Here is a 22393-nt window from a genome sequence, read left to right as displayed (position 1 = left end):
CGCCCCAAGTCAAGCGTCACCTTGTGACGAACAGGATAGGCTGCTTGGGGCGTGACGTTTGTTAATTCAATTGCCTGCCATTGCGGGCGAAGCAAAAGTGTCTCTGCCGTCAAAAAGCATGCGACAGAGTAACTGTATATCCAGTACGTAAGGCGTGTGGGTAATGCGTACACTACGCCATTTTGCCTGTGCTCTGGCCTGCGTGTTTGTCGGGCAGGCGCTTGGCAAGCGTGGTAGTACTCCCGTTACGACGTGTCTGTTTACGGGTAAGCCACACTTGGCCGCTGAACGTTTTGGAATATAACAGTAAAGACAACTACCAGCAATTGACGCAATGCGCATTGGTCTACGCTAGAATGCCGTTTTTAGCCTGTCGCTATTAGATCACACCAGGAGTGAGCGTTAATGTCCGAAGGGCGGGAAGTACAGTGGGTGGATATCGCCCCGGAACAAGCAGGTCAGCGAATCGATAATTTTCTGATGACGCGTTTAAAAGGTGCTCCTCGTGCATTGATTTATCGCATTGTGCGGAAAGGCGAAGTAAGGGTTAATAAAAAACGCGTCAAAGTAGATTATCGACTTCAAGCGGGTGATCTGGTGCGTGTGCCGCCGCTGCGATTAGCACCGAGAGAAGCGGTTAAAGAGGTGAGTGACAACTTACGTGATTTGTTAATTGGTAGCGTCATTATGGAAGGACCCGATTGGATGGTGATTAACAAACCATCCGGATTGGCAGTCCATGGCGGAAGTGGCGTCAAAATTGGCCTCATTGAAGCGCTTCGGCAAGTGCGCGATGACCTTACTTTTTTAGAGCTTGTCCACCGATTGGATCGTGATACATCGGGCTGCTTACTGTTGGCAAAATCTCGTGATGCGCTCGTCACACTTAACGAATCGCTGAAAAAGCATGCAATGGACAAGCGCTACTTGGCGTTAGTGGCTGGGCGCTGGCCTGCTCGGAAGAGCTATGTGAGTGCCCGCTTAGACCGCTTTGATGCGGGTAACGGTGAAAGGCGAGTGCGGGTAGATCCAAATGGCAAGGTTTCACGGACTCACTTTTCGATAGTGGAAACCTTTGAAAAGGTCACGCTGATAGAGGCGGAGCCTGTGACTGGCCGCACTCATCAGATTCGTGTCCATGCGGCTCATGCTGGGCACGCCTTATTGGGCGACGATAAATACGGTACCCGCGAAAGTAATCATATGGCGCAGCGCCTTGGCTTGGGGCGTCTATTTCTTCATGCCCGTGCATTAACGTTTCCTGAACCTGGCAATGGTCGACCCGTTACGGTGAAAGCGCCGCTGCCTGAGGCATTAGAAGAAACGTTAAAACGCGCTCGTAAATAAGGAAGCGACATGCGCTATGAGCTAATTATCTTTGATTGGGATGGCACATTGATGAACTCCGTGCCGAAAATTGTCGCCTGCATGCAGGCAGCTGCTTCTGATGCCGAGTGGAATGAGTTAGACGTCAGTGCTATCGAGAATATTATTGGCTTGGGCCTGCCTGAGGCGATAGCGACGTTATGTCCTGGTATTGAAGCGGTTCAGGCCGAGCGCTTGCGTCAACGCTATGCCTACCATTTCGTTCATGGTGATTCGACGCCCATGCCTTTTTTTGAAGGCGTTAAAGAGCAAGTTGCTCGTCTGCGTGAGCGTCCTTATCAGCGTTTGGCGGTGGCGACGGGGAAGAGTCGTCGTGGTCTAGATCGGGTTTTTGCCGAAACAGAGTCAGGTGGTTGGTTTAATGCCAGTCGAACAGCAGATGAAACACGTTCTAAGCCTCATCCGCAGATGCTGCTTGAACTGCTCGAAGAGCTAAAAGTGCCCGTTGAGCGTGCTGTGATGGTGGGGGATACCGAGTATGACCTTGAGATGGCAAGGTCTATTAATATGGATCGTGTAGGCGTTACTTACGGTGTGCATGCCCCCGCTCGGTTAGCGGCTAGCCAGCCTGTGTGGCTGGCGGATGATGTAGATAGCCTGTTCGACTGGCTTCACGGTTAGTGGCGTTAACAGCCACTGAGAGTAGTGGTTGTACGATCAAGCGAACACTAGGAATCGTATATGAGTGATGAGCAGCAGCGCGATGAAAGTGGTAATGGTGGTGGCTCTCAGGCGGGTGATGGTTTTTCTGGCCAGGAGAGTGGTGACCGTTGGACTGATGGGCCAGAGGTTGTCCAGCAGGCCAAAAAGCAACCGCTACCGGGAGCGGAGAGTGATGATGCCGAAATACTGCGCGAGCGCCAGCGGTTAGCGCAGTTGGAAATGATGGACCGCTGGGTTGGCGGTGTTTTAACGGAACAGCGCAGAACTCGGCGCTGGAAACTGTTCTTTCGTTTGATGTTGCTGGCGATTGTATTGGTATCGTTAACAACAGTGCTATACCGCGTGTTTCTCGCTGAGCCAACGGCCTCATTGCCCACCGAGAGCCACGTAGCACTGGTGGAAGTGCATGGTGTGATTGCCAGTGATGCACCAGCAAATGCTGAACGCATCATTAAAGGTTTGAATCGTGCATGGTCATCGGGGGGGGCTGCTGCTGTTGTGCTGCACATTGATAGTCCTGGTGGAAGCCCTGTGCAATCGCAGCGTATTTACGACGAAATTATGCGGCTGCGTGATCAGGGCGACAAGCCTATTATTGCCGTGATAGAGGATATTGGTGCGAGCGGCGCTTACTACGTTGCTTCTGCTGCCGATAGCATCGTGGCGTCCCGTGCAAGCTTAGTTGGCTCTATTGGTGTTATCTATGCTGGCTTTGGCTTTCAGGAAGCGATCAACCAGATTGGCGTAGAGCGTCGCGTAATGACTGCCGGTGAAAACAAAGCCTTTTTGGATCCTTTTCAGCCGCTTGATGAAGAGGCTGCTGATTTCTGGCAGGGTGTTCTGACTCAAACCCATGAGCAGTTTATAGACGATGTGAAGGCAGGGCGTGGTGATCGTTTGAGCAATAGCCCTGAGATTTTCTCAGGGCTTATCTGGAGCGGTGAGCAAGCGTTAGAGCTAGGTTTGATAGATGAGCTGGGCAGTCTTGAACAAGTCGCTCGTGAGCAGGTAGGCGATGCTGAATGGGAAAACTATACGCCTAGCTTAGACCCCTTCGAGCGTTTGACACGCCGCTTTACTCAAACAGCTGCTGAAGTGCTAGGGCGTCAGCATGCGCATGCTCCTTTGCGCTTTCAGGCTCAGTAACGACTAAGCGTCGCCGAGTGGGTTCATGCCTGCTTGGCGAAGCATGTCGCATAGTGCGATGAGTGGAAGCCCTATGAGTGCGTTTGGGTCTCGGCCTTCGAGTTTTTCAAACAAGCTAATCCCCAGTCCTTCCATGCGGAAGCTGCCAGCGCTGTCTAAAGGTTGCTCAAGGGCAACATACCGTGCAATTTCTTGCTGGCTCAGTGAGCGAAAGAACACCTCAAACGGCTCGATATGGACGTGATGCCGTTGGTGGCGGGTATCAACTAATGCTAAGCCCGTCAAGAAAGTCACTTTTTGGCCAGAAAAGCGTGCCAGATTCTCCCGAGCGCGCTCTTCTGTATGAGGTTTGCCTAGAATGTCGCCCTCAAACAGAGCTATTTGATCAGAGCCAATGATGCAATGGTTGGGGAAGCGCTCAGCAACGGCGTTGGCTTTGCTGAGCGCCAAACGGTGCACTAAGGCATTGGGCGTTTCATTAGGGTAGGGCGTTTCGTCGATGTCTGGAGAGCAGCATTGATAGGGCAGTAATAGCTTGTCCAGTAGCGCTTGGCGGAAGCGAGAGCTTGATGCCAGGACAAGTGGCGCGTTATTGGTTTGAGGCACAGTGTTCTCCTTAATAGGTCTGGTTGAGCATTAATCGGCGTTCAAGCGAGTGTAACGAAACCTTGTTAGCCTGCCTATTTACGTGGTTTTGGGAGATAATCTCGTAAGAATTGCACCGACAGCTTTGACAGCAGGGGGGCGAGTGCCTATCATTGCGCGCCTATGTTGACCTCACAAATCCCCAGCCGGGTTGAGCCTTATAAGCTTGCAGCCCGCCGCGAACGACTAGAAGGCATTGTGGCGCTGAACAAGCTGCCACGCCTAGCTGAAGAAGCAGGTGACCAAACCGGCGACTGTCATGTCGTACTCGAGTTTGGCGTTGATGCCCAAGGCCGTCGCGAAATTCGTGGCCATTTGCAAGCGACCCTGGCGTTGCCTTGTCGCCGTTGTCTAGTGCCGCTAAGCCAAGACGTTTCCAGTGATTTCTTATTAGGAATGATTGCAGACGAAGCTTTGGCTGCCGAGCTACCTGCTAGTCATGAGCCGGTGCTGGTGGAAAATGAACAGCTGGACTTGCTGACGGTAATAGAGGATGAACTTATCCTTAGCTTGCCGCAGGTGGTCTATCACGATGAGACCGAATGCCATGTCTCGGCGGAGCAGCTGGTCAGCAAGACCGAAGGCACGGCGGAAGACTCCGCTCCGGCCAAGAACCCTTTCGCAGTGCTTAATGCTTTGAAAAGCAGTGGCGCTTTGAAAGGCAAAAAGTAAGCATCACTTACCTTAATTACCTTGGAGTAAACACCCATGGCAGTTCAACAGAACCGTAAAACTCGTTCCAAGCGCGGTATGCGTCGTAGCCACGATGCGCTGAGCGCACCGACTCTGTCTCAGGACAAAGAAACCGGTACTACTCATCTGCGTCACCACGTTTCTCCCGACGGTTTCTATCGCGGTCGTAAAGTGGTCGAAGTTTAAGCCTTAGCGCTTTTATGAGCGGCAAAACAGGGTGGGTGCTGTGTGCGCCTAGCGATTGATGTAATGGGGGGTGACCAAGGCCCCCGTGCCATTATCGAAGGCTCCGCAAGGGCGGTTGTTGAACGCCCCGACCTAGCATTAACTCTGTTTGGTCCGCGTCAGCAGATTGATGCTGAACTTTCGCGTTTGCCGCAGCCTTTGGCTGCGGCAACGTCACGTTTGGTGGCAGCCGATGCTCCAGAAAGCGTTTCTCAAGCGGCAACTGCTGCCTGGGCAATGCGCCGCGGAGGCGCTACCAGCATGGCGTGTATGCTGCGTAGCCTGTCTTCAGGTGAAGCGGTTGCAGGCGTGAGTGCGGGAAATACCGGAGCTTTGGTCGCTTTAGCGAGGCGCGAACTTGGTATGTTGCCTGGTATCTCCAGGCCGGCAATCAGTACTGCAATCCCCGCGCGTGGAGGGCGACGCTGTTATTTGCTTGATTTAGGGGCAAATGTAGATTCGCCTGCATCCAGGCTGTTTGATTTTGCCATGATGGGTGCCGCCATGGCTCAGTGTATGGATCGCATTAGGCGGCCTCGTGTTGCCTTGTTGAATGTGGGGTCTGAAGCCACGAAAGGAAGTGCGAGTGTGCGCGAAGCGGATCGTTTGCTGCGTGAAAGTGCCAGCGATTTAAGCTTTGATTACCTTGGTTATGCCGAGGGTGGGGATATTTTTCAGGGTGATCTTGACGTCGTGGTTTGCGATGGCTTTGTTGGTAATGTCACGTTGAAAGCCAGTGAAGGCTTGACTCGTATGTTGGTGGAACGTGTACAAATGGCGTTTGAATCACGCCTGAGTGGGCGTTTGGCAAGTATACTGGCCAGGCCTGTACTGAAGAGGCTTAAGCGGGAGCTAGACCCTGTACGTTATAATGGGGCCAGCCTCTTGGGGTTGCAGGGTATTGTGGTGAAAAGCCACGGCAGCACCCAAGCGGATGGTTTTTATTATGCAATTCAGCGTGCATTGCAAGAAGTGGAGCATGATTTGCCTGTACGAATTGCAGCGCGCTGGTCGTGTTCTTGAGCGCTATCAGCGCAGTAGATAATAAGACGTTATATATTTTTGCGGGCTATTGGTGGTAGCAGTATGTGCCAAAAGCTGTTTTAGCAACGGCGCCAATAGCACGCTTATCGCTCAACTGAGCAAATGCCTACAAGAGCAAAGGTGAACGACATGTCTCAACCCCTTGCCCTCATTTTTCCCGGGCAAGGCTCTCAGCAACTTGGAATGTTGCGAGAGCTAGCCGAGCGCTACAGTGTGGTGGGAACTACATTTGAGGAAGCGTCAGACGCTCTGGGCTACGATTTGTGGAAAGTCGTCCAGGAAGGTCCAGAAGAAGCGTTGAATGCGACGGCATGCACTCAGCCGGCACTACTTGCCTCCAGCGTAGCTATCTGGCGTATCTGGCAAGAGTTGGAAGGGCCTCGCCCAAGTGTCATGGCCGGCCATAGTCTTGGTGAATATAGTGCTATGGTTTGCGCTGGAGTGATGGGGTTCGCTGAAGGCGTGCGCCTTGTTCGCCTGCGTGGTGAAGCCATGCAGGAAGCTGTCCCTGCAGGAGAAGGTGGCATGGCGGCGATCCTGGGGCTTGACGATAGCGCAGTTGAAGCGGCCTGTGCCCAAGCGGCTGAAGGAGAAGTGGTATCTGCCGTTAATTACAACTCGCCTGGGCAGGTTGTTATCGCAGGTGGCAAAAATGCCGTGGAGCGTGCTATCGCAGCCTGCCAGGAAGCGGGAGCCAAGCGAGCGCTTTCACTGCCGGTGTCAGTACCTTCCCATTGTGCGTTAATGCGGCCAGCTGCTGAGCGACTTTCCGAGGCTATGCAAAAAATTGAGCTGCGTGCCCCTCGTTATGCGGTTATCCAAAACGTCGATGCGCAAGCCCATGCTGATATTGAGACATTGCGTACGCGCTTAATCGAGCAGTTGTATCAGCCCGTTCGTTGGTCATCTTGCGTTGAAGCGATGGTCGAGCAAGGTGCTAATGTGTTCATTGAATGTGGGCCTGGTAAAGTGCTTACCGGATTGAATAAGCGCATTGTGCGTAGTGCCAAAGGGTTGGCGGTAAATGATCCTGATAGCCTGGATTCAGCCCTTGAGTTAGCACGTGAGGCGTCGGCGGGTGGTGCGTGAAAAATGGTGCGTGATAAGTCACTATTTTCCGCTACCCTTGCTTAGTTAGGTTGAAGGAAGAACGTTATGACTCAAGAACGAAGAGTTGCACTAGTTACTGGTGCTAGCCGAGGTATTGGGCGAGCCATTGCCCATGAGCTTGGGCGTCAAGGACGTATTGTGGTGGGAACTGCCACTAGCGAATCGGGTGCTGAAAAAATTGATGCGGATCTAAAAGAGCATGGCATTGAAGGTGCAGGTATGTGCCTTAATGTTACTGATCAGCAGAGTATTGATCAGGTGCTCAAAACAATTGGCGAACGTTTTGGTGCGCCCACGATTTTGGTCAATAATGCCGGTATTACCCGTGACAATTTGTTAATGCGCATGAAAGAGGATGAGTGGGACTCCGTGATGGATACCAATCTCAAATCTGTTTATCGCGTTAGTAAGGCATGTCTGCGTGGTATGACAAAGGCGCGCTTTGGGCGTATCGTGTCGATAAGTTCTGTAGTGGCAACGATGGGTAACCTAGGCCAAACTAACTACGCCGCCGCCAAAGCAGGAATGGAAGGTTTTAGTCGTGCTTTAGCGCGTGAAGTCGCTTCCCGTGCTATTACGGTTAATGCGGTTGCGCCTGGGTTTATTGCAACGGATATGACAGAAGCGTTGCCTGAAGCGCAGCATGAAATGCTGCTTAAGCAAATTCCTCTTTCGCGTTTAGGCGGGCCTGAGGAAATTGCCGCTGCCGTTGGGTTTTTGACAAGTGATGCTGCAGGTTATATCACTGGCGAAACGCTACACGTTAACGGCGGCATGAATATGCGTTGATGGCCTTAGGTTTGGCGGTTGCGTCAGCTTAAGGGCGTCTATAAACTACCCCGCAGCTTTTGGCTTGCGGTTTCCAAATGGCTGGTTATCAAAAACGGCTAATGTGAACGACTGGAGTACGTTGATGAGTACTATTGAAGAGCGCGTTAAGAAAGTTGTGGCAGAGCGCCTGAACGTTAAAGAAGAAGATATCCAGAATAGCTCTTCTTTTACTGAAGACCTGGGTGCTGATTCTCTTGACACCGTTGAACTGGTGATGGCGCTTGAAGAGGAATTTGATACTGAAATTCCTGACGAAGAAGCTGAAAAAATCACCACGGTTCAAGAAGCTATCGACTACGTAAACGCCCATCAGTAAGGGTTGAGTCGAAGCAGTGAACCAGGGTGGGGTGCTTACCCACCCGTATGAAAAGCCGTCCTGAGTAGGGGCGGCTTTTTTGCTTTGTTGTCACAATGAATATAACGTTCAATCTCCGTTATACTAGTCACCGAATTTCTGCAGCAAATGACCCAGATGGGTCGTGTCACCATGGATGCCTGGAGGAAAGCTAATGGCGCGAAGAAGGGTAGTGGTAACTGGGTTAGGCCTGGTGACCCCAGTGGGTAACAGTGTTAATGAGTCGTGGGCAAATATTGTCGCCGGCAAAAGTGGCATAGCGCCGATTGAGCACTTTGATACAAGTGGCTTCAACACGCGTTTTGGAGGATCGGTTAAAAATTTCGATATTAGCCCCTATCTGAACCCTAAAGACGCACGCAAGATGGATTTGTTTATCCAGTACGGCATGGCGGCAGGAGCCCAGGCCGTTCAGGACTCGGGGCTTGAATGTACCGAAGAGAATGCTGAGCGCATTGGGGTGGCTATTGGTTCAGGCATTGGTGGTTTGCCGATGATTGAACATAACCATAATGCGCTGAATAAGGGTGGCGCACGCCGCGTCTCGCCGTTTTTTGTGCCAGGTTCAATCATTAATATGATTTCTGGCAACATGGCGATTCAGCACGGCTTCAAAGGCCCGAATATCGCGATTACCACAGCGTGTACAACGGGTACCCATAATATTGGCTACAGTGCTCGCACGATTGCATACGGCGATGCCGATGTAATGATCTGTGGCGGTGCGGAAATGGCCACTACCCCATTAGGGTTGGGCGGGTTTTCGGCCGCGCGAGCGCTCTCTACTCGCAATGAAGACCCTCAGGCGGCGAGTCGCCCGTGGGATACTGATCGTGACGGCTTTGTGCTGTCAGACGGTGCGGGTGTGCTTGTTTTGGAAGAGTACGAGCACGCTAAAGCGCGTGGTGCCAACATCTACGCAGAGCTTGCAGGCTTTGGTATGAGTGATGATGCCTATCATATGACGGCGCCGCCGGAAGATGGGCGTGGTGCTGCACTTTCCATGAGCAATGCCATTAAAGATGCGCGTATTGATCCAGCGGATGTGCATTATATTAACGCGCATGGCACGTCTACCGCAGCGGGTGACTTAGCAGAAAGTCGGGCGATTGAAAAAGTGCTTGGTAGCGCAGCTCAGCAGGTTGCCGTGAGCTCTACCAAATCAATGATTGGCCACCTGTTAGGTGCTGCAGGAGCGGTTGAAGCGGTGTTTAGTATTCTGGCTATTCGAGACCAGATTGCGCCGCCGACCATTAACCTGGATAACCCACAGGAAGGCTGTAATCTTGATTACGTACCGCACACCGCGCGGAAGATGCCCATTGAAATAGCGCTCTCAAACTCGTTTGGGTTTGGTGGTACCAACGGTTCACTGCTGTTTAAAAAGGTATAACACGCAATGCCAATGCCCCAGGTGCCGTTTGACGACCGAGGGCTTGCGTATGGTGACGGAGTATTTGAAACAGTGCTGCTGCGCGCTGGTGTCCCTGTGTTATGGGATTATCATTACGCACGCTTACTGCTGGGCTGTCAGCGTTTGAATATTCCGTTGCCCTCCATGGAGCAGCTGGTCGCCACCTGGCAATCTCCGTCTCGCGCCGAGCTTGAAATACTCAAACTAATCCTAACCCGAGGAAGCGGTGGGAGAGGGTATGCAACGCCGGATAGCTCTCAACCTCGCTTGCTTAGCCGTAGAACGCCTTTTGTGGTAAATGCTGACCGTTGGCATGAGGGAGTTAACGTACGGATTTGTCAGTTGCGTTTGGGGCATCAGCCGCTTTTAGCAGGCATTAAACACCTTAATCGATTGGAAAATGTACTCGCGCGCCAGGAGTGGAGTGATCCCGACATCGCCGAGGGGTTGCTTGGAGATGCTGATGGCTGGCTGGTGGAAGCCACCAGTATGAATGTCTTTTGGCAGCAAGCAGGAGTGCTCTTCACACCGCCATTATCGCAGTGCGGCGTGGCGGGTACGCTGCGAGCGGCATTATTGGATCATGGCGTGGTACAGGAAGCCCCTATTGCGCTGAACGCTATCCATGAAGTTGAGCGTCTTTGGGTAGCTAACTCGGTACAAGGTGTGTGGCCAGTGAATAAGCTGTTAAGTGAAACAGGTGAAGTTCTGCAGTCCTGGTCGCTGACAGGCCAAGATAGGCTGCAAGCAATAGGCCATGACTTACTTGGCTATTCGCCGACATCCCGTTAGGCAGAATTTTATCAACATTATTGAGGTGTCATGGTGAAACGGTTTTTAGCTGCCGTAGGTGTCGTGGTCGTGGTTGGATTCGCAGCCGTTGTGGGCGGCTATGCTTACTGGCAGCAGCGCTTATCGGCACCTGTCACACTTGAGGAGCCCGCGCTTTACCAGGTTCCTGCGGGTGCTGGGTTCAATCAGGTCGTTCGAGAGCTGGAAAGCCAGGGTTTTATTGAAGATGCTTGGGCATTTCAATTATTGGCGCGTGTTGAACCTGAGCGTGTACCACGCTTACGGGTGGGGGAGTATCAGCTAACCCCAGGCATGAGCGGTCTTGAACTGATTGCTCTATTGGGGAGCAATAACGTTGTCACTTATCCGTTAACGATTCCCGAAGGCTGGACGTTCCGCCAGATGCGCGAGCTGTTGGACAGTGCGCCAAAACTTGAGAATCGGACGGCAGAGTTAAGTGACGACGAAATTATGTCGTTGCTGGATCGAGAGGGGACTTTTCCTGAAGGCTGGTTTTTCCCTGATACCTACCGCTACCACCTGGGTATGAGTGACGTTGATATTCTACGTCAGGCGCTTTCCCGCATGGAGCAGATTCTAGCAGAAGTCTGGGACGGGCGTGATGATGACCTGACCATCGACACACCTTACGAAGCGCTCATTATGGCATCGCTCATTGAGCGTGAAACAGGTGCGCCGGAAGAGCGTCGGGAGATTGCAGGCGTCTTTAAACGTCGTATGGAGAAGGGGATGCGCTTGCAGACAGATCCCACCGTCATTTATGGCATGGGCGAGCGCTATGAAGGCAGAATTACGCGTGCGGATTTACGTGAGGCGACTCCCTATAACACTTATGTGATTGACGGTATGCCACCAACGCCGATTGCCTTACCCGGGCGTGCCTCCCTTGAGGCGGCTGTGAGTCCGCTGCCCGGAGAAACGCTTTACTTCGTCTCGCGCGGTGATGGTACCCACCATTTTTCACGTACGTTACGTGAGCACAATAATGCGGTTAATCGCTATATTCGTAATCGCTAATTAGGTTGAGTCATTGTTTAACTGCGATGTGTTTTTTTCGAATTTACTGAGTAAGGGGCTTCAATGAGCAAGCGCGGACGCTTCATCACCCTTGAAGGTGGTGAGGGAGTCGGAAAATCTACTAACGTGGCGTTTGTAGAGACATGGCTACAAGAGCGCGGGATAGAGGTTGTGCGAACCCGTGAGCCCGGGGGGACGCCACGCGCTGAAGCGATTCGAGGATTGCTGCTTGATCCCTCTTTCGATGAGCCCTTGCACAGCGATGCCGAATTGCTATTAATGTTTGCCGCGCGAGCCCAGCATCTAGCGCAAAAAATAGTGCCCGCCCTTGAACGCGGTGCTTGGGTGATCTGTGATCGTTTTACCGACGCTACCTTTGCTTACCAAGGTGGTGGCCGCGGTATTGCGATAGATCGGATTGCGCAACTGGAACAGTTCGTGCAAAAAGGTCTCTCCCCAGATCTAACCCTGTTACTCGATATGTCACCTGAGGCTGCGAAAGAGCGTCTTGAAGGGCGTTTAAGAGACCAGCAAACGCAGCGTGATCGCTTTGAACAAGAGCAAGTAACCTTTTTCGAAGCAGTGCGGCGGGCTTACTTAGAGCGTGCCGCTGCCGCCCCCCAGCGTTTTGCCATTGTTGATGCGGGGCAAGCGCTTGATCAAGTCCAGGCGTCTCTAGCTCAAGCGCTAGAAGAGCGAGTGGCTATATGGCAATAGCGGGAGTGCTGCCTTGGCATCAGTCTACGTGGCAGCAGTTGATTCGTCTCACCAATGAAGGACGACTGCCGCATGCACTGTTAATCAGCGGTGCTCACGGAGTTGGCAAGCAGCAGTTGGCGGAAGCGTTGATTGCTCGAACGTTATGCGCCCAGCCTGGCGAGCTAGCCTGCGGCCACTGTCATAGCTGTGCCATGCTGGCTTCGGGCTACCACCCCGACTTGATGCGCATTTCTCCCGAAGAGGGTAAGCGTCAGATTCGCATTGACCCCATACGTGATGTAAACCGCTTTGTTTCGCAAACCGCGCAGCAGGGGGGGTATCGTGTGATCGTGATCTCTCCTGCGGAAGCAATGAATATTGCAGCGGCAAACGCACTGCTCAAAAGCCTTGAAGAGCCCGGCGATAAAACGCTATTTATTCTGCTGTCAGACGTGCCTTCGCGCACGCTACCCACGATTCGTTCCCGCTGTCAGCAGTGGCCATTAGCCAGTGTCCCCTTTGAGGATTGCCAAGGCTGGTTGACTGAAAAACTTGGCAGCGACGAAGCACATTTTTGGTGGCGAGTGTCGGGTGGTTTGCCGCTGCTGGCAGTGGAATTAGCAACGCCAGAGGAGCGCGCACTTCGCCATCAAATTCATGACAGTTTCGAGCAGTTAGTGCGTGGTGCTGAGCCTGTTTCAGAAGCTGCCAGGCTTGATCGTCAGGCCATTGATGCCATCTTGTGGTACGGTATTGCTTGGCTTGAAGACTTGATCCGGCTGGGCTTGTCTGGCGAAACTACGGTGCTGCATAACCCTGATTTAGAGCCGTTATACCGTCAAGCGATGAAAAATGGACGGGTGCAGGATTGGTTCCGATTACTGGATTATGCTCGAGAGCAGCGCCGTTTATTCGCAGTCGGCGCTAACCCGAACCCTCAGCTAGTGCTTGAAGCGTGGCTGGTACGCTGGTCGGCGCTGTTACGCTCCTAGGGCTGTTGCTAAATAGGGTTGTTGCCAAGGAGGCTGTTATGACGGTTCAAAAAGCACTTTCTTTGACAATGCCGGATATACCGACGTTACTTTCCGCGTATATGCCTTTTCTAGATAGAGGCGGTATTTTTGTCCCGACTAAAGCGCTTTATCGACTTGGGCAGCAGGTCTATCTATTGCTGACCCTGCCAGGAGAGAGTGAACGTCTTTCTATCTCCGGCCATGTTGTTTGGGTTTCTCCTGAGGGCGTGAGTGGACAGCGAATGCCAGGTATTGGGGTACATTTCAGCCAGCAGGACTACTCAGTACGTGATCGCATTGAAACGTTGTTGGCTGGCCAATTAGATAAAGCACCTCCGTCCTTTACGCTTTGATAGCCGCGAGTTAGCACCGCAATAACACTGAACAAAGCCTGCCCTTCACCTGTTTACGAGAATTTAAGAGAGCTGCATGTTTGTTGATTCCCACTGCCATTTAGACCGTTTATCTGAGCTAACCCACGACGGCGATATTGCCGCAACGCTGGCGGCTGCTCGTGCTGCTAATGTGAACCAGTTCTTGGCTGTTGCGGTGACGCTTGAGGAGATGCCGGGGTTGGCGGCAATCGCTCGTGAGCACCACGACGTGGTTATTTCGGCGGGACTGCATCCACTTCATCAGGCTCCGAAAGAGCCAAGCGTTAGCGATATTGTTGATGCTGCTGAACAGTACGGTGCCGTCGCCATCGGTGAAACAGGGTTGGATTATCACTATCAGGACAGCGTGCCTGTAGAGGTTCAGAGCGAGCGGTTTAAGCGCCATTTAATTGCGGCCAATGAGCTAGAGCTGCCGGTAATTATTCATACCCGTGAAGCGAAAGAAGACACGTTAGCGTTGCTACGTGAGCACACTAATCCGGAGGTAGGCGGCGTATTACACTGCTTTACTGAAGATTTAGACATGGCGCGTGAAGCTGTGCGGCTTGGGTTCTATATCTCGCTATCGGGTATTATTACCTTCCGTAATGCTGCGTCGCTTAGAGAGCTGGCCAGAAAACTGCCGCTTGATCGGCTGCTGATTGAAACCGATAGCCCTTATTTGGCGCCTGTTCCTTATCGTGGAAAACCCAACGAACCTGCTTGGGTGGTTGAGGTGGCAGAGTGTATCGCTAAAGAACGAGGGATCAGCGTTGATGAAGTGGCGATGCAAACCACCGCCAATTTTTATCATCTGTTCCGCGCTGCCGTACCCGATGCACCTGATAACGTAAAGGAAGCGTTGGCGCAGTCCGGTTTAGTGGTATAAGTGGCTGTAAGCACAGCCTGGGAGGTAAGCGATGAATATTGATCGGCTTATGCAGCAATTTAACGGTTCGGCGACGATTCCCCCCGTTGATCAGTGGCAGCCAGCACTTAGTGGCGATATTGATATCGTTATTCAGGCTGATGGCACGTGGCTGCATGAAGGAAAGCCGTTTGAGCGCCTTGCCATACCACGGTTGTTAGCGAGCCTATTACGACGCGATGCCGATGGCTATTGCCTGGTAACGCCTGTTGAACGTTGGCGTGTCACCGTGGTTGACTGCCCGTTCGTGGCGGTAGAAGCAGATTTTCACGATGATGCCTGGTGGCTGACGACCCAGTTCGATGACGTTGTTCGTGTGGATGCAGAGCACCCGCTTCGTCTCTCCAAAACGCCTGAGGGTGTCCTTGCTCCTGAGTGTGCCGTGCGCTTTGGGCTAGCGGCTCGCTTGCATCGCAATGTGTATTATCGATTGGTCGAGCAGGCCACGCTGAGCGAAGCAGACGACGGCGAATGCCAATGCCGACTCTACAGCGCAGGATCTTGGTATGTCTTAGGTCAGTTTAATGCCAATGATGCGATGCCAGGCGAGGTGACGTGAAGTTAACCGCTGAACAGCAAGCCGTTGTCCATCATCGCGAGGGGCATGCCCGCGTAGCGGCTGTCGCGGGGGCGGGTAAGACCACTACCATGGCGGCAAGGGTGCTCCACCTGTTGGCGTCTGGTGTGTCGCCGAAGCGTATGCTGGTGCTGATGTTTAACCGCTCAGCTCGAGACGATTTTCAACGTCGCCTGATTAACATGGCGCCTCAAGGGCAGCCATTGCCAGATGTGCGTACCTTTCACTCCCTTGGTTATCGGTTGACGCAGAGTCTGTGTCGCTGGGGAGCGCTTGCGCCGAGACGCCTGCTGTCTGCTGATTGGCAGCTAGAGCGCCTTTTGCGTCAGGCGAGCTTGAATGTGCTTCACGATGCCGTTGAGCGTCGCGATGCGGCTATCGAAGGCGACCGATTAGAAGCGCTTGCTCACTTCTGTGGGCTGGTAAAAGCAGAAATGCTATCCGCTGATGTACTTTACAAGCGTCTTAATTACGAGCCGGATACTGACTACTTTCCCAGAGCATTTGATGAAGCTGAACGGTTGTTGCACGTTGAAGGCGTCATGACCTACGCTGACTTGCTCTACCGGCCCCTGCAAGTGTTAGAAGCTGAACAGACCTTGCGCAGTCGTGTGGAAGGTTTTCTTGATCATGTGATCATTGATGAATACCAGGATATTAATACTGCCCAGCAGCGGTTGCTGGCGGTGTTGGCGGGCTCCAGCGCCAATGTGATGGCGGTAGGTGATGCGAATCAGTGCATCTACGAATGGCGGGGCGCACGCCCTGACACCATGCTGGAAAACTTTACCGCCACGTTTGGCAGCGCCACAGACTACCCGCTCTCTATCACGTTTCGTCATGGCCACGCGCTGGCGCTAACCGCAAACCATGCCATCATGGCTAATCAGCGCCGACCAGACCAGCTCTGTTTAGCGGATGCTAATAATCCTGAGACCCATATATCTGTTGGTCAGGGCAGCCGACTGCTGCTTGATGCCTTAGTCGATTGGCAAGCGCAGGGGCGCGCGTTGAGCGATGTTAGTCTGCTGGTGCGTAGTTGGGCGCTTTCGGTGCCATTTCAGTTGGCGTTACTGCAGGCGGGTATTCCATTTCGTCTTCAACGAGAAGACCGTTTCGTTTTCCGACTCCCTCTCGTGCAGGCATTGGCTGGCTATTTGAAACTGTCTCGCCAGCCAGAGCTGCTGCACGACCCAGAGCAACTCTTGCTTTTGCTCTCTCAGCCAACGCCTTTTGTTGCCCGTGAGCGGCTTCAGCAGCTCGCTTATCAGCTGGCCAGCACCCAGCGCTGGCCTGAACGCCACGAGCCGGTACTAACCTCTCTAAAGCCGCTGCAGCGCCGCACGCTCAAAAAACGCTGGGCGCTGCTATGTGAGCTGCCCAAATTAAGTGGTTGGCCGCCTGCAAAGCTGCTGAGTCATGTGGTGGAAACGATCGAAGCGGAAAAAACCTTAAAGCGAGCAGCGGCAAGACGCGATAAGGGCGAAGAGGACGTTCGTCTATTGGATGTGCTTATCGAGCAAGCCGATAGCGTGAAAGATCCAGATGCGTTTATCGAACTGCTCGAACGTCCAGTAGAGAACCAAGCTGGCGGTGTTCTGATTAGCACGGTTCACGGAGCGAAAGGTCTGGAGTGGCCGTTGGTCGCCGTTGTTGGAGTGAACGAAGAGGACTTTCCGCACTACAGTCGAGACAATCCGCTCAATGATGAGAGGTTAGAAGAAGAGCGACGACTGTTTTACGTAGCGATTACGCGGGCTCAAGAGCAGCTGCTGGTGTTGCATGATGGTGGTGTTCATCGGCCTAGTCGCTTTATTGCGGAAAGCGCTTGGCAGGATAGTTTGCGGGTGGCGTCATGTCTGTCGCGCCAAGATACACCCGTAACGGCTGTGCAGGTAACATCGCCGAGCTTGGTGAAGCGCTATCTTGAGCGGTTAGGACGAACAGATATTGAGCTGGCGGCGCCGCAGGCCAATGAGGTGGCGACAAGTTACCAGGCTGATGCACACTTTTACCCAGGACAACGCTTGATGCATGCCGTGTTTGGAGAAGGTGAGGTGGCCTCGGTAGAAGGTAACCCCTCCGATCCTGTTATCGATGTGCGCTTCGCACAGGCGGGTCGGCGTCGTCTCATTGCTCGACGTGCGCCGATTGAGTGCTTAGAGCCACCGGCGCAGCCAGCGTAACTGGCCGCGCCGTATGGCACTCTAGTGATGCGGATTACATAGTCGGATGGTTACATATTGGGATAGTTAGGCCCGCCGCCGCCTTCTGGTGCTACCCAGGTAATATTTTGGGCAGGGTCTTTAATATCGCAGGTTTTGCAGTGCACGCAGTTCTGGAAGTTGATCTGGAAGCGTGGCTTGCCTTGATCATCTTCTACCACTTCATAAACCCCCGCAGGGCAGTAGCGTTGGGCCGGTTCTGCATAGGTTGGCAGGTTGTCGCGAATCGGCAGCTCTGGATCTGCTAGGCGCAGATGGCAGGGCTGGTCTTCTTCGTGGTTGGTGTTGGACAAAAAGACGGAAGTCGATTTATCAAACGACAATTTGCCATCGGGCTTCGGATAAGTGATTTTTTCAAACTCGGCTGCAGGTTTTAGCGCGCCGTGGTCGGTGGTGGTGTCGTGAACGTTGGGTAGCTTATTGCCCAGTAGTTGATTGGCGAAGTTGTAAGCACCGCCGCCTACCGTGCCATATTTATGGATAGCAGGGCCAAAGCTTGCGCTCTCTTTTAGCTCTTCATAGGCCCAGCTGGCTTGCCATTTCTCAGTGAAGCTACTTAGCTCCTGAGCACCTTCATCACCCCCCTTAATGGCTTCAAAGACGCTTTCTGCAGCGACCATGCCGGATTTCATCGCTGTGTGCAGGCCTTTGATTTTGGCAAAGTTCAGCGTGCCCGCATCGCAGCCAATCAATAGACCACCCGGGAACGTCATTTTCGGTAGGCAGTTAAAGCCGCCTTTGGTAATGGCGCGCGCACCATAAGCAACCCGTTTGCCGCCTTCTAAATATTGGCTAAGCACCGGGTGATGCTTCATGCGCTGGAATTCATCAAAAGGTGACAGCCAGGGGTTTTTATAACCAAGATCCATAATGAGGCCAACGACGACCTGCTGATTTTCTGCGTGGTAAAGGAACCAGCCGCCGTGAGTGTCTTTTTCAAGCGGCCAGCCCGAGCCGTGAAGCACAAGTCCGGGTTCATGTTTGTCGGCGGGAACATCCCACAGTTCTTTCAAGCCAATCCCATAGTGCTGCGGGTCACGACCAGCATCTAGTGAGAACTCTTTGATTAACCGTTTACCCAAGTGGCCGCGGGCACCTTCGGCAAATAGCGTGTATTTCGCGCGCAGTTCCATGCCTGGCATATGGCCATCTTTGGGAGTGCCATCTGCGCTAACACCCATGTCGCCAATGAGGATGCCGCGTACTGCACCATCTTCGATAATTACGTCCTGAGCAGCAAAGCCAGGGAAAATTTCCACCCCAAGAGTCTCGGCTTGCTCGGCCAGCCAGCGGCATAGGTTGCCTGCGCTAATCACATAGCGGGTAAGATCGCCGCCAGTGTTATGCATGCTTTTTGGCACTAGCGCATTAGGAATTTTTTGCGCTTTTTGAGCATCTTTTAATAGATAAACATCGTCACGAACGGCAGGTGTGTTAAGCGGTGCGCCGCGCTCTTCCCAATCAGGAAATAGTTCTGCCAGTGCGCGGGGCTCAAAGACAGCACCAGAAAGAATATGGGCGCCGACTTCGGAGCCTTTTTCTACTACACAAACCGTCAATTCTTGTTCTGCTTGATTTGCCTGTTGCATTAGGCGGCAAGCGGAAGCTAGGCCAGAGGGGCCAGCTCCGACAATGACTACATCGAAGTCCATGACATCGCGTTCAACATTTTCCACCCGGCTTCTCCTTATTCTCATAAGAGCCATTATTTACAAAAACTAGCCTGTACAAACGTCAAATGAGCGTTATGAGAACTAGCTTATAAAAAGATGGCCTTAATTTTAAACGGTCGTTTGCTTCTGGTTGTGCTCCATGATAGGCATAATACCCCTGTAAGGTCACCCCTACGATGGCAAAAGCACCATTTATCCATCGAGTTTACATCGCTGCTACGACCAAGGCCGTAGTTAATCGGTGTTGTCGCTAGTCACTAGGTTGTGGCAAATTGATAGGGTTTTTCATTTACAGACCTATCAAACGCTTGCATGAATTTTTTAAGGTGTCGTTTTAAATACACGTCGCCCCTATTTTAGAAGCATCAGCTGGTACGATGCTGAGACAAGCTAACGGCTTCCATCACAAGCCAAGCGAGGAATCTATGAAAGTACTCGTCGCGGTTAAACGCGTCATCGACTATAACGTCAAAATCCGCGTGAAAGCGGACAACTCTGACGTTGATCTTACCAACGTCAAAATGGCCATGAACCCCTTCTGCGAAATTGCCGTAGAGGAAGCGGTGCGCCTCAAAGAGAAGGGTGTTGCGACAGAAGTCGTGGCCGTTACCGTTGGCCCTAAGGCGGCTCAAGAGCAGTTGCGCACCGCGCTAGCGCTTGGGGCAGACCGTGCTATTCATATTGAAACCGACGAGCGCGTTGAGTCGCTTGCGGTAGCCAAGTTGCTAGCTAAGGTTGTTGACGAAGAGCAGCCTGGTTTAGTGATTCTCGGTAAGCAGGCTATCGATACCGACAACAATCAAACGGGCCAAATGCTGGCCGCGCTGACCAATCTACCCCAAGGTACTTTTGCCTCTGAGGTTGCTGTTGACGGTGACAAGGTCAACGTCACTCGCGAAATCGATGGTGGTCTGCAAACCGTAGCGCTTTCTCTGCCCGCTATCGTTACCACCGATTTGCGTTTGAACGAGCCGCGTTACGCGAAGCTGCCCGACATCATGAAGGCTAAGAAGAAGCCGCTGGATACCAAAACGCCCGCTGATTATGGGGTTGAAGTGGCCTCCAAGGTTAGCCTGCTCAAAGTGGAGTCCCCGGCAGAGCGCAAAGGTGGTGTTAAAGTCGCCTCGGTAGATGAATTGATCGACAAACTGAAAAACGAAGCCAAAGTGCTTTAATAGGAGCTGATCTCATGAGCATTCTGGTACTTGCCGACCTTCATGAAGGTCAGTTAGCGGGCGCAACCGCTCACGTAGTTGCTGCTGCCAAGGCGATTGGTGGTGACATTGACGTGCTGGTGGCCGGTGAAGGCGTTCAGGCGGCGGCTGATGCTGCTGCAAAGCTTGAAGGCGTCAATAAAGTTCGCGTTGCCGATAACGCTGTTTACGCCCATCAGCTTGCCGAGCCAATGGGCGCTCTATTGGTTGAGTTGGCTGGCGACTATACCCACGTGTTGGCTAGCGCCTCTACCACTGGCAAAAACGTACTGCCGCGCTTGGCTGCCTTAAAAGATGTTAGCCAGCTGTCCGACGTGATTGGCGTTGAAAGTGCTGATACTTTCCTGCGTCCAATTTATGCGGGCAACGCCATCGCCACAGTAAAAAGCGACGACGCACTGAAAGTGATGACCGTGCGTACCACTGCGTTTGATGCGGTCGAGAGCACGGGTAGCGGCTCTGTAGAAGCGGTAGAAGTAGTGGTCGAAAATGGTCAGTCTAGCTTTGTTAAGCAAGAGCTGGCGCAATCCGACCGTCCGGAACTTGGCGGTGCCAAAGTAGTGGTGTCTGGTGGTCGTGGTATGGGCAACGGCGAAAACTTTAAGCTGCTTGACGGCATTGCTGACAAGCTGGGTGCTGCCATTGGTGCATCACGAGCGGCCGTAGACGCTGGGTTTGTGCCCAATGATATGCAGGTTGGCCAAACCGGTAAGATTGTGGCCCCTGAGCTGTATATTGCTGTGGGTATTTCTGGTGCTATTCAGCACTTGGCGGGCATGAAAGACTCTAAAGTCATTGTTGCGATCAACAAAGACGAAGAAGCGCCCATTTTCCAAGTCGCCGATTACGGCTTGGTGGGTGATCTCTTCGAGGTTCTGCCGGAGCTTGAAAGCAAGCTATAAGCCACTGAATCTAAACTGGCTAAAAGCCGACTTCACCAGAAGTCGGCTTTTTTATTGGCGATGAGTTCGATAAACTGCCAATAGTTGACTAAGGTACTGGGGTATAAAACGTATCGGTTATCAATAATCGCTGCTCACGGTAATTAATTATAGCCGTGATGGTTGAAAAAGGTGGGGTAAGACCACACCTAGTTGAGTGAACGTAACAAAAGCCACTTAAGGAGAAGTTAGCATGGCACATACACTTCCAGAATTACCGTACGCTTATGACGCACTTGAGCCGCATATCGATGCGATGACGATGGAGATTCACCACTCTCGTCACCACAACACTTACGTCACTAGTCTGAATGCTGCGCTTGAAGGCACGGGCCTTGAAGACGTGCCGGTAGAAGAGCTGGTTGCCAATCTTGATCGTGTACCTGAAGAGAAGCGTCAAGCCGTTATTAACCACGGCGGCGGCCATGCCAACCACTCTATGTTCTGGCAAATGATGTCACCTAATGGCGGTGGCCAGCCTCAGGGTGATGTAGCAAAAGCTATTGAAGCTGAACTAGGCGGTCTTGATGCGTTCAAGGAAGCGTTCAAGAAAGCAGCGTTGGGTCGCTTTGGTAGCGGCTGGGCATGGCTTTCCGTTACACCTGAGAAAAAGCTGGTCGTTGAAAATACCCTGAACCAAGACAGCCCGCTAATGCATGGCAACACGCCGGTATTGGGTCTGGATGTTTGGGAGCACGCATACTACCTGAAGTTCCAAAACAAGCGCCCTGATTACGTAGAAGCCTTTTTTAACGTAGTCAATTGGGAAGATGTTGAGCGTCGTTATCAGGCGGCTATCGCCTAAACTCACGCGCTGTGAGAAAGGCGCCAAGCTCGTTGGCGCCTTGGAAAAAAACCGCTTCCATTGAGAAGCGGTTTTTTTGTTTTTGGGAGAAGGTTTAGCTATTTCTGAAGCCGCTCTTGTGATGGCCCTAATGAGAGCTATTGAGAGCGTTCGTGGGGTGGTTAGGGGAGGGGTGTTTTAGACGGCTATTGAGAGGCTGCTGGGTATGATATTGGGTACGAGCTGTCAATAACCTGTGGATGAAAAAATACCATATATGCTTGAATTGATTTTCTCATGGTCTATATATAGTATGCGTTGTGTCTTCCAGAGAGGGCGAGCACAAGATATGCTCTACCCGAAAAACACCGCTATGAAAAGGAAAAAATAGCCATGGATATCCAAATTTATAGCAAGCCTGCTTGTGTTCAATGCACTGCTACCTACCGTGCGCTGGATAAGCAGGGCCTAGAATATACCGTTATCGATATTACTGCTGAAAGCGGTGCCCAGGAGGAAGTGGAAGCGCTGGGTTATCGTCAGTTACCCGTCGTGGTTGCGGGTGAGGATCATTGGTCTGGTTTTCGTCCTGACCGCATTCAAGCACTAGCGTAAAACGTCGC

Annotated in this window: 25 protein-coding genes; 23 read left to right on the top strand and 2 right to left on the bottom strand. The window is 52.5% G+C overall.

All coding sequences use genetic code 11. The annotated features are described in order from the left end of the window. Positions 1-163 precede the first annotated feature (163 nt). From JFC11_RS07510 to sppA, 4 genes are all read left to right on the top strand, one after another. A complete protein-coding gene (locus tag JFC11_RS07510) occupies positions 164-304 on the top strand; it encodes a hypothetical protein (RefSeq protein ID WP_167457118.1) in 141 nt (46 codons plus the stop codon). A gap of 101 nt (positions 305-405) precedes the next feature. Continuing rightward, positions 406-1347, top strand: a complete 942-nt coding sequence (locus tag JFC11_RS07505; protein WP_198349115.1) for an RluA family pseudouridine synthase — start codon at positions 406-408, stop codon at positions 1345-1347. 9 nt (positions 1348-1356) lie between these two features. Beyond that, a complete protein-coding gene (locus JFC11_RS07500) occupies positions 1357-2007 on the top strand; it encodes an HAD-IA family hydrolase (RefSeq protein ID WP_198349114.1) in 651 nt (216 codons plus the stop codon). Positions 2008-2067: 60 nt separating this feature from the next. Further along, positions 2068-3195 carry a signal peptide peptidase SppA gene (gene sppA, locus JFC11_RS07495; RefSeq protein ID WP_198349113.1) on the top strand — a complete coding sequence of 376 codons (1128 nt, stop codon included), beginning with the start codon at positions 2068-2070 and terminating at the stop codon, positions 3193-3195. Between the two features lie 3 nt (positions 3196-3198). Here the strand turns inward: sppA and JFC11_RS07490 are convergent, their stop codons facing one another. Continuing rightward, positions 3199-3801: a Maf family protein gene (locus JFC11_RS07490; protein WP_120386780.1), complete on the bottom strand. Its 603-nt coding sequence runs from the start codon at positions 3799-3801 to the stop codon at positions 3199-3201. A gap of 162 nt (positions 3802-3963) precedes the next feature. Between JFC11_RS07490 and JFC11_RS07485 the strand changes: the two genes are divergently transcribed. From JFC11_RS07485 to JFC11_RS07415, 15 genes are all read left to right on the top strand, one after another. Beyond that, a complete protein-coding gene (locus tag JFC11_RS07485; RefSeq protein WP_038485316.1) occupies positions 3964-4512 on the top strand; it encodes a YceD family protein in 549 nt (182 codons plus the stop codon). A gap of 36 nt (positions 4513-4548) precedes the next feature. Then, entirely contained in the window at positions 4549-4719 is a 171-nt protein-coding gene (gene rpmF / locus JFC11_RS07480) for a 50S ribosomal protein L32 (RefSeq protein ID WP_009099300.1), read from the top strand. Positions 4720-4761: 42 nt separating this feature from the next. Beyond that, on the top strand, positions 4762-5781 hold the full coding sequence (gene plsX, locus JFC11_RS07475; protein ID WP_198349112.1) for a phosphate acyltransferase PlsX: 1020 nt from the start codon (positions 4762-4764) through the stop codon (positions 5779-5781). A 150-nt stretch (positions 5782-5931) separates the two neighbouring features. Continuing rightward, on the top strand, positions 5932-6891 hold the full coding sequence (gene fabD / locus JFC11_RS07470; RefSeq protein ID WP_095603137.1) for an ACP S-malonyltransferase: 960 nt from the start codon (positions 5932-5934) through the stop codon (positions 6889-6891). Between the two features lie 66 nt (positions 6892-6957). Further along, on the top strand, positions 6958-7701 hold the full coding sequence (fabG, locus tag JFC11_RS07465) for a 3-oxoacyl-ACP reductase FabG (protein ID WP_038485281.1): 744 nt from the start codon (positions 6958-6960) through the stop codon (positions 7699-7701). A 124-nt stretch (positions 7702-7825) separates the two neighbouring features. Next, positions 7826-8059: an acyl carrier protein gene (acpP, locus tag JFC11_RS07460; RefSeq protein WP_008956801.1), complete on the top strand. Its 234-nt coding sequence runs from the start codon at positions 7826-7828 to the stop codon at positions 8057-8059. A gap of 193 nt (positions 8060-8252) precedes the next feature. Next, the gene (gene fabF, locus JFC11_RS07455) at positions 8253-9491 is read left to right on the top strand and encodes a beta-ketoacyl-ACP synthase II (protein WP_038485274.1); all 1239 of its coding nucleotides are present in this window, start codon (positions 8253-8255) and stop codon (positions 9489-9491) included. Positions 9492-9497: 6 nt separating this feature from the next. After that, positions 9498-10304, top strand: a complete 807-nt coding sequence (gene pabC, locus JFC11_RS07450; RefSeq protein ID WP_038485272.1) for an aminodeoxychorismate lyase — start codon at positions 9498-9500, stop codon at positions 10302-10304. Between the two features lie 30 nt (positions 10305-10334). Continuing rightward, positions 10335-11342 carry an endolytic transglycosylase MltG gene (gene mltG, locus JFC11_RS07445; protein ID WP_038485269.1) on the top strand — a complete coding sequence of 336 codons (1008 nt, stop codon included), beginning with the start codon at positions 10335-10337 and terminating at the stop codon, positions 11340-11342. A gap of 63 nt (positions 11343-11405) precedes the next feature. After that, positions 11406-12059 carry a dTMP kinase gene (tmk, locus tag JFC11_RS07440; protein ID WP_198349111.1) on the top strand — a complete coding sequence of 218 codons (654 nt, stop codon included), beginning with the start codon at positions 11406-11408 and terminating at the stop codon, positions 12057-12059. Further along, positions 12050-13033, top strand: a complete 984-nt coding sequence (locus JFC11_RS07435; protein ID WP_198349110.1) for a DNA polymerase III subunit delta' — start codon at positions 12050-12052, stop codon at positions 13031-13033. Before tmk ends, JFC11_RS07435 begins: the two co-directional genes overlap by 10 nt. A 38-nt stretch (positions 13034-13071) precedes the next feature. Further along, complete coding sequence (locus tag JFC11_RS07430) at positions 13072-13407, top strand: PilZ domain-containing protein (RefSeq protein ID WP_095603132.1); 336 nt, start codon at positions 13072-13074, stop codon at positions 13405-13407. 76 nt (positions 13408-13483) lie between these two features. Further along, a complete protein-coding gene (locus JFC11_RS07425; protein ID WP_038485258.1) occupies positions 13484-14317 on the top strand; it encodes a TatD family hydrolase in 834 nt (277 codons plus the stop codon). A 31-nt stretch (positions 14318-14348) separates the two neighbouring features. Beyond that, a complete protein-coding gene (locus JFC11_RS07420; RefSeq protein WP_198349109.1) occupies positions 14349-14915 on the top strand; it encodes a DUF1285 domain-containing protein in 567 nt (188 codons plus the stop codon). Continuing rightward, positions 14912-17119, top strand: a complete 2208-nt coding sequence (locus JFC11_RS07415; RefSeq protein WP_198349108.1) for an ATP-dependent helicase — start codon at positions 14912-14914, stop codon at positions 17117-17119. The genes JFC11_RS07420 and JFC11_RS07415 overlap by 4 nt, the downstream gene beginning before the upstream one ends. 50 nt (positions 17120-17169) lie before the next feature. On the opposite strand, the gene JFC11_RS07410 is transcribed toward JFC11_RS07415, so the two are convergent. Beyond that, positions 17170-18834 (bottom strand): electron transfer flavoprotein-ubiquinone oxidoreductase, encoded by a 1665-nt coding sequence (locus JFC11_RS07410; RefSeq protein ID WP_198349107.1) that lies wholly within the window; start codon positions 18832-18834, stop codon positions 17170-17172. Positions 18835-19256: 422 nt separating this feature from the next. Between JFC11_RS07410 and JFC11_RS07405 the strand changes: the two genes are divergently transcribed. The 4 genes from JFC11_RS07405 (at position 19257) to nrdH (ending at position 22385) form a co-directional block, all read left to right on the top strand. Continuing rightward, on the top strand, positions 19257-20006 hold the full coding sequence (locus JFC11_RS07405) for an electron transfer flavoprotein subunit beta/FixA family protein (RefSeq protein WP_038485245.1): 750 nt from the start codon (positions 19257-19259) through the stop codon (positions 20004-20006). A 14-nt stretch (positions 20007-20020) separates the two neighbouring features. Continuing rightward, the gene (locus JFC11_RS07400; RefSeq protein WP_038485241.1) at positions 20021-20947 is read left to right on the top strand and encodes an electron transfer flavoprotein subunit alpha/FixB family protein; all 927 of its coding nucleotides are present in this window, start codon (positions 20021-20023) and stop codon (positions 20945-20947) included. Between the two features lie 232 nt (positions 20948-21179). Further along, a complete protein-coding gene (locus JFC11_RS07395; RefSeq protein ID WP_198349106.1) occupies positions 21180-21791 on the top strand; it encodes a superoxide dismutase in 612 nt (203 codons plus the stop codon). Between the two features lie 372 nt (positions 21792-22163). Then, a complete protein-coding gene (gene nrdH, locus JFC11_RS07390; RefSeq protein WP_009722061.1) occupies positions 22164-22385 on the top strand; it encodes a glutaredoxin-like protein NrdH in 222 nt (73 codons plus the stop codon). Positions 22386-22393: the final 8 nt, after the last annotated feature.

Origin of the sequence: Vreelandella alkaliphila (genome assembly GCF_016107625.1) — a bacterium.
GTDB classification, from domain to species: domain Bacteria; phylum Pseudomonadota; class Gammaproteobacteria; order Pseudomonadales; family Halomonadaceae; genus Vreelandella; species Vreelandella alkaliphila.
This window is presented reverse-complemented; position numbering and strand designations above follow the sequence as displayed.